This is a genomic window from Pseudomonas syringae (genome assembly GCF_002157375.1).
Classification (GTDB): Bacteria; Pseudomonadota; Gammaproteobacteria; order Pseudomonadales; family Pseudomonadaceae; genus Aquipseudomonas; species Aquipseudomonas syringae_T.
In genome coordinates this window covers 46,440-60,089 of record NZ_MTSA01000001.1, presented here as the reverse complement: position 1 = coordinate 60,089, position 13,650 = coordinate 46,440, and the positions used below count along the sequence as shown (strand labels likewise).

The window sequence follows — 13,650 nt, the reverse complement described above, 5'->3', positions numbered from 1 at the left end:
CCGAGTCATGGAAGACCACACATCTTCGCAGCAACAACCGTCGGAGACCTTGCAGCCGGCCGTTGCCACTCCGTCGCTGCCCAAAGGTGGCGGTGCAATTCAAAGCATCGGCAAAGGCTGGGGCGCGGTCGGCAGCAGCGGTGCAGCGTCATTGGAGATCGCCCTGCCTGTCAGCCCCGGACGAGGCTACGCGCCCGCGTTGTCGCTCGGCTACCAAAGCACCTCGGGTAACGGCCTGTTCGGACTGGGCTGGAACCTGAGTCACGGGCACGTCGCGCGCCTTTCCAGCAAGGGCGTGCCTGTCTATAACGATGACGACGTCATGCTTGGACCGAGTGGCGAGACCTGGTTACCAGAGCGTGACGACAAAGGCGCGCTCGTGACAACCCAGGTCAGCAGCTATAACGGCCAGGACCTGAACGCGACCTATCAGGTGTTGCGCTACTTCGCCCGAGTCGAAGGGGCGTTTGATCGCATCGAGCATTGGTTTATCGACCCGGTCGATCCCGGCTTCTGGTTGATTCACGGCGCTGACGGCAGCCTTCACCTCTACGGCAAACGTGCATCATCGCGCATCGCGGACCCCACAGACATGAACCGCGTGGCTGAATGGCTGCTGGAAGAAAGCATGAATGCGGTCGGCGAACACATCCTGTACGAATACAAGCCCGAAGACGGACAGGGCCTGCCTGACGACCCTCCAAGAGACTTCAGCGCTCAGCGCTACCTGAGCCGCGTTCGTTACGGCAACGCGGAAGCGCACCTCATGCTTTACCTGTGGGATGAGGGGTTGCTGAACACGCTGCATTGGCATTTCGACCTGCTGTTCGACTACGGCGAACGCGTTACCAGCGCCGAACCGCCCCCCGGTTATGGCGAGCAATTCATCTGGCCCGTGCGCAGCGATCCACACTCAAGCTTCGCCTACGGCTTCGAGCTGGGTAATGTGCGCCTGTGTCGGCAGGTGTTGATGTTTCATCACTTTCCAAAAGAACTCGGCGACTCGCCGTTGCTGACCCAGCGGCTGTTGCTGGAGTATCAACAGACAGCACTCAACTACAGCCTGCTGAGCGCGGCGCACTCCGAGGCATGGGATGGCACCGACTGGAGGCAAGTCGATCAACAACCGCCGATGCAATTTCAATACACCGATTTCAGTCACCTGGCGCCTGTCTACACACCGCTGGAGTTTCCGGCAGGCCTGAACGACGGTCAGCACTATCAGATGGTAGACCTCTACGGCGACGGACTGCCTGGCGTGCTGTATCAGAGTGACAACGCCTGGCTCTACCGGGAGCCGATCCGTGATACCTCCGGCAGTGCAGACGATGTTGCCTATGGACCTTATCAGGCATTGCCACACATTCCGGTGGCAGATTCGGCCACACCGGTACGCCAGGCGCTCACCGACCTGACTGGCGATGGGCGGCTTGACTGGGTGATCGCACAGCCGGGGATGGCCGGTTTCTTTACCCTCAACCCGGACAGAAGCTGGTCGAGGTACGCCACGTTTTCGGCCTTCCCCACCGAGTTCTTCCACCCGCTAGGCCAGATGGCGGATCTGATTGGCGACGGGCTGTCCGATCTTGCATTGATCGGACCGCGCAGTGTTCGTCTTTACGCCAATCGACGAAACGACGGTTTCGCCAGCGCAGTGAATGTGCCTCATGACGAGGACCGTCTGCCATTACTCAGCGACAGCCCGACCGAGCTGGTGGCGTTCAGCGATATATTGGGCTCGGGGCAACAGCACCTGATTCGTATCCGGTACAACGAAATCCGCGTCTGGCCGAACCTGGGGCGCGGTCGATTCGGCAAGGGCCGGTTGTTTGCCAGCCTGCCCTTCACCTACGAAACATTCGATGCAAGCCGCGTGCGACTGGCTGATCTGGATGGCTCAGGTGCCAGCGACCTGCTGTACCTGCAGCCGGATTGCTTTCAGGTCTTCATGAATGAAGGCGGTAATGGTCTGGCACCAGGCTTCGACCAGCCCTGGCCCGAGGGCGTTCGTTATGACCGGTTCTGTCAGTTCAGTGCGGCGGACCTGACAGGGCTGGGTGTGTCCAGCCTGGTGCTGACGGTGCCACACATGACCCCTCGTCACTGGAGCTTTTACTACGCCGCCGACCGGGCCGGCAGTGTCTACAAGCCTTACCTGTTGAAAGCCACGGACAACAACATGGGAGCAGCCGGAGAAGTCAGGTATCGCAGTTCGGCCCAGGAATGGCTGGATGAAAAACACGAGCTGCGCGCAGCGGGCAAGGCCGCGGTGTCGGAGTTGCCCTTCCCTGTCCATGTGGTGGTCAGGCAAACCGTGCAGGACAAGATCACCGGTAATACGCTGACCCAATTGTTCAGGTACAGACAGGGATTCTATGACCCGCACGAACGCAAGTTTCGCGGTTTTGGACTGCTCCTGCAGACCGACACCGAAACACCTGTGCAGCCTCAGAAAGGCTTCACTGCTCCGGTTTTAACCAAGACCTGGTTTCATACCGGTCGTCACCCTGTGCGGCCTTGCGACGACTACGACCGTAGCGACACCGAAGCACGTTTGCCTGGTGAGTCACTGCTCACCACCTACGACGCCACGGAACAGGCCGATCGCCCCGTCACCGAACCCGACGAAGACACCTTACGGGAGATGGCTCGCAGCCTGGCCGGTTCGATATTGCGCAGCGAAGTGTTCGGCCTGAATGCAGATCAACAGCCGGGGGTGCTGTATTCCACTCAGTCTTACCGTTATCTGGTTCGACAGTTACGAGCCCTGAATCAGTACCAGCGCCATGCATCAATGCTGCCGCTCGGCCTTGAAGTCATCACTTACCGTTACGAGCGCGATGAGCTTGAAGACCCCATGTGCGAGCACGATGTGAGTCTGGCCTGGGATCGCTATGGTTCGACCGTGCATGCAGTCAAGGTCAATTGCGCACGGCGCAAGCAACCGCACGACACCCCGCCGTTCGAAGACGCTCATCAGCAGCGATGGTGGCTGGAATCCCACGATGAAGCGCAGCAGCAGGTTTATCTGACTGAAATACGCGCCGAAGCCATCCATTTGGAAGGGGCGCAGAGCTGGCGCCTGGGCTTGCCTTATCGCTCACGCAGCAACGCGATGGCCGTCGAGAAAAGCGCACTCCCGACCACGCAAATCAGCTACGAACACTTTGTTGATCCGCAGGGACCACTGGCCGGCATACCGCGCACGCTGACCGGGTTGTCGGTGCAGCGCTACATCCATTGCGGTGACGGCGAGGCGACTTTTCAAGCGCTGCCCGATGCAACGGAAATCGCTGAACTGGATGACCAGGCACTTGGCGCTTACCAACGCGTCATGGACACGGCAACGCTGGTGAAGAAACTCATCGATATCGGCTATCAGCAGATGCCAGGCTTTCTGCCAGCAGACAGCCTGAATCTATGGTCGGTCAAACGCGGCTTTGCAACCTATGCTGGGCCTGAAAACTTCTTTCGGCCTGTCACTTTCAGGCCTTCCCGCAGTCATGGCTGGAGTCATGTCGAGTACGACGCGTACAGCCTTTTCACGACACGTGTCACCGACCCGGCAGGCTGCGTCACTTTCGCCGAATACGACTATCGAGTGCTGCAAGCGAAGCGAATCATCGATGCAAACCAGAACAGCCAAGAGGCGGATTACGACGCGTTCGGCAGATTATGGGCAACCAGCTTTTATGGGACGGAACGGGGTGAGGAAGTCGGTTTCCCTCCGCTCAACCGCACCGGCCATTACTGGGCGTCGGCCAGCGAGGCGGCGCTACAACCCGAGTACGCATTGGGCAGACAAGCCAGTGCGCTGTATTACGACGGCAACACGGCACTGGGCCTGGTGACTGTTCCGCTGGCAAGCGCCGCCCTCGTGGCAGACCGCTACCCGGAAGATCCGGACCAACAGATCCGCATCAGCATGGCGTCGATAGACGGATTCGGCCGCACCTTGCAAACCCGCCAGAAAGTCGAAGACGGTGACGCTTATGCGGTCGATCAATGGGGCAATTTTGAGATGGAGGGCGGCAAGCCGAAAATCGTTCACGCCTCACCCCGCTGGCGTGTCAGCGAGCGGGTGGAATACAACAATAAAGGCCTGGCGGTACGCGTCTATCGCCCCTATTTCACCAACAGTCACCGGTATGTGAACGACGCCTCGATACGCTCACACAACATCGTCGACAAGCAGTTCTACGACCCGCTGGGGCGCCCGACCATTACCCTCATCGCCAAAGGCTGGATGCGGCGGCAGACCTACCGGACCTGGTACGTCATCAGCGAGGACGAGAACGACACAGCGGAGGAAGTTCTGGCAAACCGCAAAGGCGCTGCAAATGTTCAGTAGCGCGCTGCATTCCCATACGCCGGAACTGTTCGCTCTGGACGCGAGGGGACTGAGCGTAGGTCATGTCCAGTTGTACCGGAGCCAGGCGGAGGAAGTCGCCGTGGCGCGAGTGACAGGTCAGCGCTTCGATCCGGCAGGTCGGCTGATCGCGGCCATCGATCCCCGTCTTGAGCGCGCAAACCGAATCAACCTTCACAGCCTGAGTGGCAGCGCACTGTTCACGGAAAGTGTCGATGCAGGGTGGCGACTTGCACTGTTCGGCGAAGGCGGTCAGGTCCTGGCTGACTGGGACGGCCGAGGCAGCGAGCGCCAGGTTGAGTACGACGCCCTGTTACGTCCGGAAAAAATTGTCGAGCAAACGCGTGTTGTGGACGTGTTTACTTACGGCGGAATGAATTCAGGCGGACACAATCAGCGCAATCAACTGATTCGCCATGATGGCCACGCGGGCACTCTTCTTTTCGATGATTACGGGCTTCACGGCTCGGCACTGAGCGAAACCCGACACTTCACACTCATGACCGAAAAAACGGATTGGCCATCAGATGAGCCTGGCCCTACAGCACGGCTGGAGCCGATCGGTCTGCAAACCCGCCGGGCTTTTAATGCAGTGGGCGACGTCGTCGAACAGACCGATGCAAAAGGCAATCGGCAGGTGTTTAGCCATACCGTTGCCGGACAGTTAAAAGAAGCGAGGTTAACGTTGGCGGGCGGTGCGCAACAGCACGCACTGCTCAGCGAGACCCACTACAACGCCTTCGACCAAATAGAGCAGGAAACCGCTGGCAACGGTGTGGTGAGCCGTTACTCATACGACCGGCAGGACGGCCGGCTTGCTACTCTCAGCTCAACGTCGGCGCAGGGTTCTGCGTTGCAGATGCTCTTCTATAGCTATGACCCGGTTGGCAACATCCTGCGCCTTGAAGATGCTTCGCAGATGGACAATTTCACCAACAACCAATGCATCGAGCCGATCAGTCGCTATACCTACGACACCCTGTATCAACTGATTGAAGCCACCGGCCGTGAGGTGAGGAACGGTGCCAGTCATGGCCCGGCCTTGCCTGGTTTGCAACCTCTGCCAATGATCGATTCCTGTCAGGTCAGCAATTACAAACAGCGTTACCACTACGACGCTGCGGGCAACCTGCTGCAGATGCGTCATGAGGGCGCACATGATTTCACCCGCAACATGCACGTCGCCCCGGACAGCAATCGCAGCCTGCCCGACGATGACAGTGAAGTGGATTTCAACGCGAACTTCGATGCCAATGGCAACCTGCTGCAATTAGTGCGCGGCCAGACCATGAGCTGGAATGTGCGCAATCAACTTGAACGGCTCACCACCGTACAACGTAAACAAGAGCCGAATGACGAAGAGCGTTACTTCTACGATGGCCAAGGCCAGCGCTGCCGCAAGATCACAACTTCTCGGGCCTCGGATCGTACGCTGACCCACGAGGTGCGCTACCTGCCGGGGCTGGAAATCCGCACGTCGGCCGACGGGGAAATCCTGCACGTCATCACCGCCCAGGCGGGTCGCAACAGCGTGCGGGTATTGCACTGGGAAACTGGAAAACCGGCTGGCATCGCCAATGATCAGGTGCGCTACAGCGTGGGCGACCACCTGGGATCGAGCACGCTGGAACTGGATCATCGCGGCAGCATTATCAGCCACGAAAGCTATTACCCGTTCGGAGGGACGGCCTGGTGGGCAGCCCGCAGCGCGGTGGAAGCGAAGTACAAGACCGTGCGCTATTCGGGCAAAGAGCGCGATGCGAGCGGGCTGTATTACTACGGGTTCAGGTATTACGCGCCGTGGTTGCAGCGGTGGATAAATCCGGACCCGGCGGGGGATGTGGATGGGCTGAACGTGTACGGGTACGTCAGAAACCGCCCAATCACCTATTGCGACAGGCTGGGAAACATGGGGAAGTACGCGCTTGAGTCGCCAGCATCCTCCACTCGCCGAAAACCAACAGCTTCAAATAGCCATCCCCTTGCAAACCAAGATGCCAGACCCGGTGTTTTGTGGGGGGATCATGAGCAATTCCTTGATGCCCCCTACAAAATGCCAGACAGATATCTTGTTTCCGGGCTGGAAGAAAGATTGGCTGCGGCTGATAAAAAATCCGGCAAGGCGACCGAACTCGTAGCGACGATGTTTGAGCATAACAGCAGCTTCGCACACGACCCTTACACCGTAGAATCAAAGCACCTTCAAAAAAACGACGACTTCCTTAACGACTACTCGCCCAACCAATGGACATTTCACTCGAATTTCAAAAGAAGCAAAAGCAACGACTATCATGCCAATGATGTCGTTCGATACCAGTATAAAACCATCGCCCATAAAACACAGACTTACGGCCTATTACCTTCGGTTATAAAGAATAGCTGGGTCGTAAACGATGAGACGTTGAAAGAAACCTCGACAATAGAAAACAAAACTCCGGAAATGCTAGAGGTTTTCCTTAAAAAAACGCCCAACGGCAAGCGGACTCAACGGGTACTCGACGACTTTGGCATGGAGGCTTTATGGGTTGATCGGCAAGAGGACGCAGAATTCCCCGTCGCTGATTTTATTATTGCTGTACGCCCGAAACAGCAGCCAAACATCCAGACTGGCTTTCACTAAGGGAACGTTGAAAAGGACTTCCTCATTTGGCAAGGACGTTTAGATATGAACGGAGCTGTGCATGCCCACACACCCACGCTGGCAGCGACTGACCCACGGTCGCTCACCGTGCGTGGCATCGCCTTTCTACGACAGCATTCAAGCCAACCCGCCGAAGGGCGCGTGACCCTTCAGACATACGATGTGGCGGGACGCCTCATCGCTCAGCGAGACTCGCGCCTGAGCAGCGATGCGTTGCCCAATATCAGCACACTGCATTCACTTTCCGGCCTCCCCTTGCTCACCAACACTGTTGATGCCGGCTGGCGACTTGTCTTGCCGGGCGAAGCAGGTCAAAAGCTGACGGGGTGGGACGGCCATGGCAGTGAGCAAAATATTGCTTACGACGTGATGTTGCGCCCCTTGACCATCACCGAGCAAAGTCGGGTCGTTGAGCGCTTCAGCTATGGCGACATGCACGCAACGGTCGGGCATAACCAATGCAATCAGCTCGTCCGTCATGACGACACCGCAGGCACACGCTTTTATCCGGACTATGCATTGTCGGGGCCTTCGCTAACCGAGGCGCGGCGATTTATTTTGTCGCGAACCACACCGGACTGGCCGCTCGCTGAAACCGAGCGCGATACCTTGCTTGAGCCGATTCCGTTGCAAAGTCGATGGCGATTCAATGCGCTGGGGGAAGTCATCGAACAGTCCGATACCATGTGTAACCGTCAGGTGTTCGGCCTGACCGTTGCCGGGCAATCGAAGACACTGAGCCTGACGCCAGCGGGCATTTCCCAGCCGCAGCCATTGCTTGCTGATACCCGATACAACGCGTTCAATCAGGTCGAGCAGGAGACTTCCGGCAATGGCGTCGTCACCCATTATTCCTATGATCAACAGGACGGTCGGCTGACTGAACTCAGCGCGTTATCTGCAGATGGCTCGGTGTTGCAAGCGCTGAATTACAGTTATGACCCGGTGGGTAATGTCGCGCTCATCAACGATACTTCCCAGCCAGACAGGTATTGCGACAACCAGCTTATCGAGCCGATAAACCGCTACCACTACGACACCCTGTATCAACTGATCGAAGCCACCGGCCGTGAGGTGAGAAACGGTGCCAGTCATGGCCCGGCCTTGCCTGGTTTGCAACCTCTGCCAATGATCGATTCCTGTCAGGTCAGCAATTACAAACAGCGTTACCACTACGACGCTGCGGGCAACCTGCTGCAGATGCGTCATGAGGGCGCACATGATTTCACCCGCAACATGCACGTCGCCCCGGACAGCAATCGCAGCCTGCCCGACGATGACAGTGAAGTGGATTTCAACGCGAACTTCGATGCCAATGGCAACCTGCTGCAATTAGTGCGCGGCCAGACCATGAGCTGGAATGTGCGCAATCAACTTGAACGGCTCACCACCGTACAACGTAAACAAGAGCCGAATGACGAAGAGCGTTACTTCTACGATGGCCAAGGCCAGCGCTGCCGCAAGATCACAACTTCTCGGGCCTCGGATCGTACGCTGACCCACGAGGTGCGCTACCTGCCGGGGCTGGAAATCCGCACGTCGGCCGACGGGGAAATCCTGCACGTCATCACCGCCCAGGCGGGTCGCAACAGCGTGCGGGTATTGCACTGGGAAACTGGAAAACCGGCTGGCATCGCCAATGATCAGGTGCGCTACAGCGTGGGCGACCACCTGGGATCGAGCACGCTGGAACTGGATCATCGCGGCAGCATTATCAGCCACGAAAGCTATTACCCGTTCGGAGGGACGGCCTGGTGGGCAGCCCGCAGCGCGGTGGAAGCGAAGTACAAGACCGTGCGCTATTCGGGCAAAGAGCGCGATGCGAGCGGGCTGTATTACTACGGGTTCAGGTATTACGCGCCGTGGTTGCAGCGGTGGATAAACCCGGACCCGGCGGGGGATGTGGGGGGTTTGAATCAGTTTATTTTTGTAGTGAATAATCCTCTGTCGAATGCTGACACATCGGGCCTGGTGCCCTATCAGGTAACGGGGCTGGAAGACCGCCTCGCACAGGCAAGAAGTAACTCGATCGAGCATTATCAATTTGTTGAAAAAAACCTTCGCCATCAGAGGGGAGTTCTTGGAGAGCACTCAATAGGCTCCAGACAGGCGCGACTGGGCCTCAAAGCCAATGAGTTTGTGAATACCTACGCGCCAGACGAATGGACTTTTCATATGAACTTCAACCATCCGAATACTCAACGCAGGTATTACGCAAACGAGGTGGCTGTTTTTCAATACACTGAGGTCGCCCGACACTACGGTTTTTTTGGCCAGCTTCCACACCGGATTATCAGGGAAAACATATCAAACGAGCAGACACGGCATACAGTAGGCCGCTATGAAAGCGGCTCACCAGAACTCAAAGACGCTTTTTTATCAAAAACCCCCACAGGCAAAACCACTCAGCGAATTCTAGAAGACTTTGGATTGTCAGCCATACGCGTAGACAAAGTCTTCAACCGAAGCCAACTGGATATGCATATTCACGTTGAGCTCGCAACAACCTCAACACGCCGTTCGCCATTACCAGACCAGGAAATGCCTCCGCCGTTGCCGACATCAAAGCCACCCGGTTTGGAGGCAGGACTGCAATACACCACGACTGATGCGGAAGATACGCCACCTGCTCTGCCATTGAGCGCGCCTCCGCAACAGCGTCGGCACACTAACATTTCAACAGTTGATGCGTTCCATACACCTCAATTCCGCTGATCAAGCATGTTCACCACCAACCGGTCAATACAGCCCCACAAGCGCTGTTTGATACGCTGCAAGAGTGGCCTGACTTTCCAGTCCACGGGGAAAGGCTGAGAGACTTCAATCTGTAATACCTTTCCGACAAAAAATGGAGATATTTCATTCAAAACCAAAGAACATCTGCAACCACGCCAAAAAAAATACCGTTTACGCTGCTGATACATACAGACACCTGTATGCAACGTGAACAGACCGTGAAGTTTTAACTAATGGCATTTGACGCCTATATCAAAATCGAAGGCATCCCAGGCGAAGCGCTTGCCCCCGATATCCGCTCTCCGATGGAGGAATGCTGACCAAAAAAAGGGATAGTAACATTCAAAATATCCAAATAGAGCAACACGAAGGACACGCAACTTTATCTTACGGAAACACTTTTTATGTTCATTGCTACCTTAACGAACCTGGCGATGATTACCGCACAGCTGCCGCAAATTTCTGGAGCCTTAAGTAATGAAGTCATTTTTTACGAGCGCGCTAACCTGCTTTGTACTTGCCGCCTCTACTGTCTCCGCCTCTACTCGACCCTCGTCACCAGAGGGCATGCACAGAACTCATGCGCAAAACTATAAGGACATGGTTCTTGCCACCTGCATTGCGAGCGCTTACAAATACAGCCCAACTGTCGGAACTGATGCTGGCAGCAGCGTTACTGCGTTGCGCGAGTGGGCCAATTATGATTGGGAGATAAGCCCCGAAAAGCCCAGGGAGTTTGTAGACGACTATCTGGCCAGGGACTATACGAACCCTCTTACCGAGTCCGAGATAAAAGGCGTAAAATTCGACCTGCTTAAGTGCCTTGATCTTTACCACAGTAAAGCGCTGGAGGCGCAGACAAAAAAAGCCGTTATCAACCCCACCCACACCGACATGCAAGATTACAAAAAACCCTGATCAGAGGCTTGCTGTCTCATACCTTATCTGTGGGGCGGGGACACATCACGTTGGTTCAATGTAATCCGATAGCTTTTCAACGTTTCGCCCTCGGTAATGTACTGTTTGCTGAAATAACTGTAGACAGCACCTGTGACCTCCACGCCCACACCGTTGGGCGTGTCGGTAATCTTTACGTCACTCAGTTCGCTGTCCGTCAGCAGAAAAAGGCTGTCTTCGTTCAGTCGCTTCAGCACCTGCGAGTCGCTGCCTTCCAGACGTTTGCTTATGTAAAACCGCAAGGTATTCAGGTCTGTCGCGGGTGCCAGATAACGTGTGATGTAAAGCCAGTCGCCCTGCGGCAGTTGACGCTTCATGACGACCTCATCTGCGCCCGAAGGACCGTCCAGGTAGTCGAACAGCGTCAGTTTAAAGACCACCACAGAGAACAGTAACCAGAAGAAGAATGTGTAGTTGAATGTCAGGTTAAGACTTTCCTGCTTTTGCCCATCGTTCCTTTCGCTGTCCACTTTCCGTCCTTTTCGCTGCACACGCGTGTAATCAGCAAGCGCGCTTGGGCGTCGTCTTGATAAAAAGAGTGTACGCACGTTGAGGGGCAGGAAACAAAAACCTTGGCAAATATCCTTTTTCGACAAGTATTGTAGGAATTAATAGCAGGACGCCTCTCTTTCAATTGAAGGAAATTTCCGAGAAAATCCCGGCCCATTGCGCTTGACCCTTCAGGTCTCTAGGCTTCGTCGGTCGCTGCTCAATCAGCGATCAGGTTTGGTAGACCTGAGTGACCTGTGCGCAATGCGCCTCCTTACAAGGCGCATTTTTGCGGCCTGCGTTTATGGTGGCCGTGCGCTTGGCGTCTTCGGACGCACCGGCTTGCCTGGTCACCGGTCTACCAACCTGCGTACGGTCGCCACCCTGCTCGTTTGGTAGCGAAAAGGGGCGGCTCCTCTCAACGACCAGGAGTTGCAAACATGCCCGATAAAATCGTCCCCGATCCCCCACCGGCCCTCTTTACGGTCAACCCGTCTGTCAGCCAGGAAGAGGCGCTCAATTACGCGTCGGACCTGCTGCGTTGCATCATCACTGCGGCGTATGAATCAGGTGACAGCACTCAGGGCACCAGCCGTGATTTGGCGTTTTCGGTGTCGCACATGGCAGAAATGGCCAAGGCGATGGTGGACCGTTCGCTGGAATGCATCGTGTAAAAATCCCGGACGCGGGACCTTGATCGGCCCCGCCGACACCTCAATTGCGCTGGTCCAGCAGGTTCACCACCAGCCGGTCGATCCAGCCCCACAAGCGCTGTTTGACGCGCTGCCAGAGTGGCCTGGCTTTCCAGTCTTCCAGCGTGATTTCGGTGCTCAGGACGAAGTCTTTTTCGAAGCTGGCGACCACGTCCCGGGTCAGGGACGGGTCGAGGGCTTCGAGGTTGGCTTCCAGGTTGAAGTGCAGGTTCCAGTGATCGAAGTTGCACGAGCCGATGCTCACCCAGTCATCGATCAGCACCATTTTCAGGTGCAGAAAACACGGCTGGTATTCGAAGACCTTGACCCCGGCGCGGAGCAGGCGCGGGTAGTAGCGGTGGCCGGCGTAGCGCACGGACGGGTGATCGGTGCGCGGCCCGGTCAGTAGCAGTCGCACGTCAACACCGCGTGCCGCCGCACTGCGCAGGGCGCGGCGGACCTTCCAGGAGGGCAGAAAGTACGGCGTGGCCAGCCAGATACGCTTCTGACCGCTGTGCAGGCTGCGCACCAGCGATTGCACGATATCGCGGTGCTGACGGGAATCGGCGTACGCGACGCGTCCCAGCCCTGCGCCGGATACCGGGACTTTCGGCAACTGCGTCAGGCCGAAATTCTGTCCGGGGCGCCAGGCAAAGCGCCGGGCGTTGGCGTGGAACTGCCGGTCGAACAATGCCTGCCAGTCGAGCACCAGCGGGCCGGTGATTTCCACCATGACTTCATGCCACTGGCTGACCTCTTTGTCCGGCTCCCAGAACTCGTCGGTCACGCCCGTGCCACCAACCACGGCCAGGGATTTATCCACCACCAGAATCTTGCGGTGATCGCGATAGAAATTGCGTACGCCGCGCCGCCAGTGAATCGGGTTGTAAAAACGCAGAATCACACCGGCATCGGTCAATTGCTGACGCAGCCCGGCATCGAACGCTTTTGAGCCGAAGTCATCAAACAGGCAGCGCACCATCACACCACGCCTGCCCGCCTCCACCAGCGCCCGCACAATGGCATCGGCGCACGCACCGGCTTCGACCAGATACAACTCCAGGTCAACCTGCTGCTCGGCGCGATCAATGGCCGCGATCATGCGCGGGAAGAACGCCGGGCCGTCGATCAGCAACTGAAAGTGGTTATCTTCACGCCACGGAAATATCGTGCCGGCCATATCAGCGGGCCGTGAAAATCAGAACAGCACCCACGGGAACCGACAGGCTGACCGCAGACAATCCCGCTGCGTTGCGCAAGGCGGTGAAGTCCGGCACCAGATCGAAATCCTGCGCGTGAAGCACCAATGGCTCCAGCGTCACCACCTGAAAGCGGCGCTCATCAAGACGCGTGACCAGCAGCTCGGCGTTGTAACTGTGAGTCTTGCCGCGCAGATTGACGGTCAGGGGCAACCGCAGCTCCAGTTGCGCGCCGGACGCTAGGTCATTGATCGGTCGCATGTCGAGCTGAGCGGTGATCTGCGCTGCAGGGAACTGGCGCACCTGGAACACCTGCTCGCGAAGGCGTTCGTCGCGCAGCGGAATACCCGAGCTGACCGAATCCGTCTCGATCTCCACTTCGGCCAGCCCGTTGTTGTCGACCTTGCCATGCAACACAAGAAAGCGATGCACCTCGGCAACGTCGGCATTTTTGGTGGAGGTGAACGAGAGTCGCGACGATTCGTTATCCAGATACCAGTTCGCCTGGGCAGGTAACGCCACTGCGGCCAGCGTGACCAGCAGCAGGCGATTTATGTTGAACATGCA

Annotated in this window: 8 protein-coding genes; 5 read left to right on the top strand and 3 right to left on the bottom strand. The window is 57.0% G+C overall.

The annotated features are described in order from the left end of the window. The first annotated feature begins 7 nt into the window (after positions 1–7). The 4 genes from BW686_RS00260 to BW686_RS00245 all read left to right on the top strand — a co-directional run bounded on the left by BW686_RS00260 (position 8) and on the right by BW686_RS00245 (position 10,664). Positions 8–4,351 carry a SpvB/TcaC N-terminal domain-containing protein gene (locus tag BW686_RS00260; RefSeq protein ID WP_084913676.1) on the top strand — a complete coding sequence of 1,448 codons (4,344 nt, stop codon included), beginning with the start codon at positions 8–10 and terminating at the stop codon, positions 4,349–4,351. Continuing rightward, positions 4,341–6,989, top strand: coding sequence for an RHS repeat domain-containing protein (locus BW686_RS00255; protein ID WP_084913674.1), 2,649 nt, complete (start codon positions 4,341–4,343; stop codon positions 6,987–6,989). The genes BW686_RS00260 and BW686_RS00255 overlap by 11 nt, the downstream gene beginning before the upstream one ends. Before the next feature lie 45 nt (positions 6,990–7,034). Further along, positions 7,035–9,725 (top strand): RHS repeat domain-containing protein, encoded by a 2,691-nt coding sequence (locus tag BW686_RS00250; protein WP_084913672.1) that lies wholly within the window; start codon positions 7,035–7,037, stop codon positions 9,723–9,725. 498 nt (positions 9,726–10,223) lie between these two features. Then, positions 10,224–10,664 (top strand): type VI secretion system amidase immunity protein Tai4, encoded by a 441-nt coding sequence (locus BW686_RS00245; protein ID WP_084913670.1) that lies wholly within the window; start codon positions 10,224–10,226, stop codon positions 10,662–10,664. Between the two features lie 23 nt (positions 10,665–10,687). Here the strand turns inward: BW686_RS00245 and BW686_RS00240 are convergent, their stop codons facing one another. Beyond that, positions 10,688–11,173 carry a hypothetical protein gene (locus tag BW686_RS00240; RefSeq protein ID WP_084913668.1) on the bottom strand — a complete coding sequence of 162 codons (486 nt, stop codon included), beginning with the start codon at positions 11,171–11,173 and terminating at the stop codon, positions 10,688–10,690. A gap of 459 nt (positions 11,174–11,632) precedes the next feature. Between BW686_RS00240 and BW686_RS00235 the strand changes: the two genes are divergently transcribed. Further along, entirely contained in the window at positions 11,633–11,866 is a 234-nt protein-coding gene (locus BW686_RS00235) for a DUF6124 family protein (RefSeq protein WP_084913666.1), read from the top strand. A 40-nt stretch (positions 11,867–11,906) separates the two neighbouring features. Here the strand turns inward: BW686_RS00235 and BW686_RS00230 are convergent, their stop codons facing one another. Together BW686_RS00230 and BW686_RS00225 are read right to left on the bottom strand one after the other, a co-directional pair. Continuing rightward, on the bottom strand, positions 11,907–13,064 hold the full coding sequence (locus BW686_RS00230; RefSeq protein ID WP_084913664.1) for a phospholipase D-like domain-containing protein: 1,158 nt from the start codon (positions 13,062–13,064) through the stop codon (positions 11,907–11,909). Position 13,065: 1 nt separating this feature from the next. Then, entirely contained in the window at positions 13,066–13,647 is a 582-nt protein-coding gene (locus BW686_RS00225) for a YceI family protein (protein WP_084913662.1), read from the bottom strand. Positions 13,648–13,650: the final 3 nt, after the last annotated feature.

What these genes read in the sequence shown, in the direction of transcription:
- BW686_RS00260 (WP_084913676.1), top strand. Translation starts at nt 8, where the DNA reads ATGGAAGACCACACATCTTCGCAGCAACAACCGTCGGAGACCTTGCAG.
- BW686_RS00255 (WP_084913674.1), top strand. Translation starts at nt 4,341, where the DNA reads ATGTTCAGTAGCGCGCTGCATTCCCATACGCCGGAACTGTTCGCTCTG.
- BW686_RS00250 (WP_084913672.1), top strand. Translation starts at nt 7,035, where the DNA reads ATGAACGGAGCTGTGCATGCCCACACACCCACGCTGGCAGCGACTGAC.
- BW686_RS00245 (WP_084913670.1), top strand. Translation starts at nt 10,224, where the DNA reads ATGAAGTCATTTTTTACGAGCGCGCTAACCTGCTTTGTACTTGCCGCC.
- BW686_RS00235 (WP_084913666.1), top strand. Translation starts at nt 11,633, where the DNA reads ATGCCCGATAAAATCGTCCCCGATCCCCCACCGGCCCTCTTTACGGTC.
- BW686_RS00230 (WP_084913664.1), bottom strand. Translation starts at nt 13,064, where the DNA reads ATGGCCGGCACGATATTTCCGTGGCGTGAAGATAACCACTTTCAGTTG.
- BW686_RS00225 (WP_084913662.1), bottom strand. Translation starts at nt 13,647, where the DNA reads ATGTTCAACATAAATCGCCTGCTGCTGGTCACGCTGGCCGCAGTGGCG.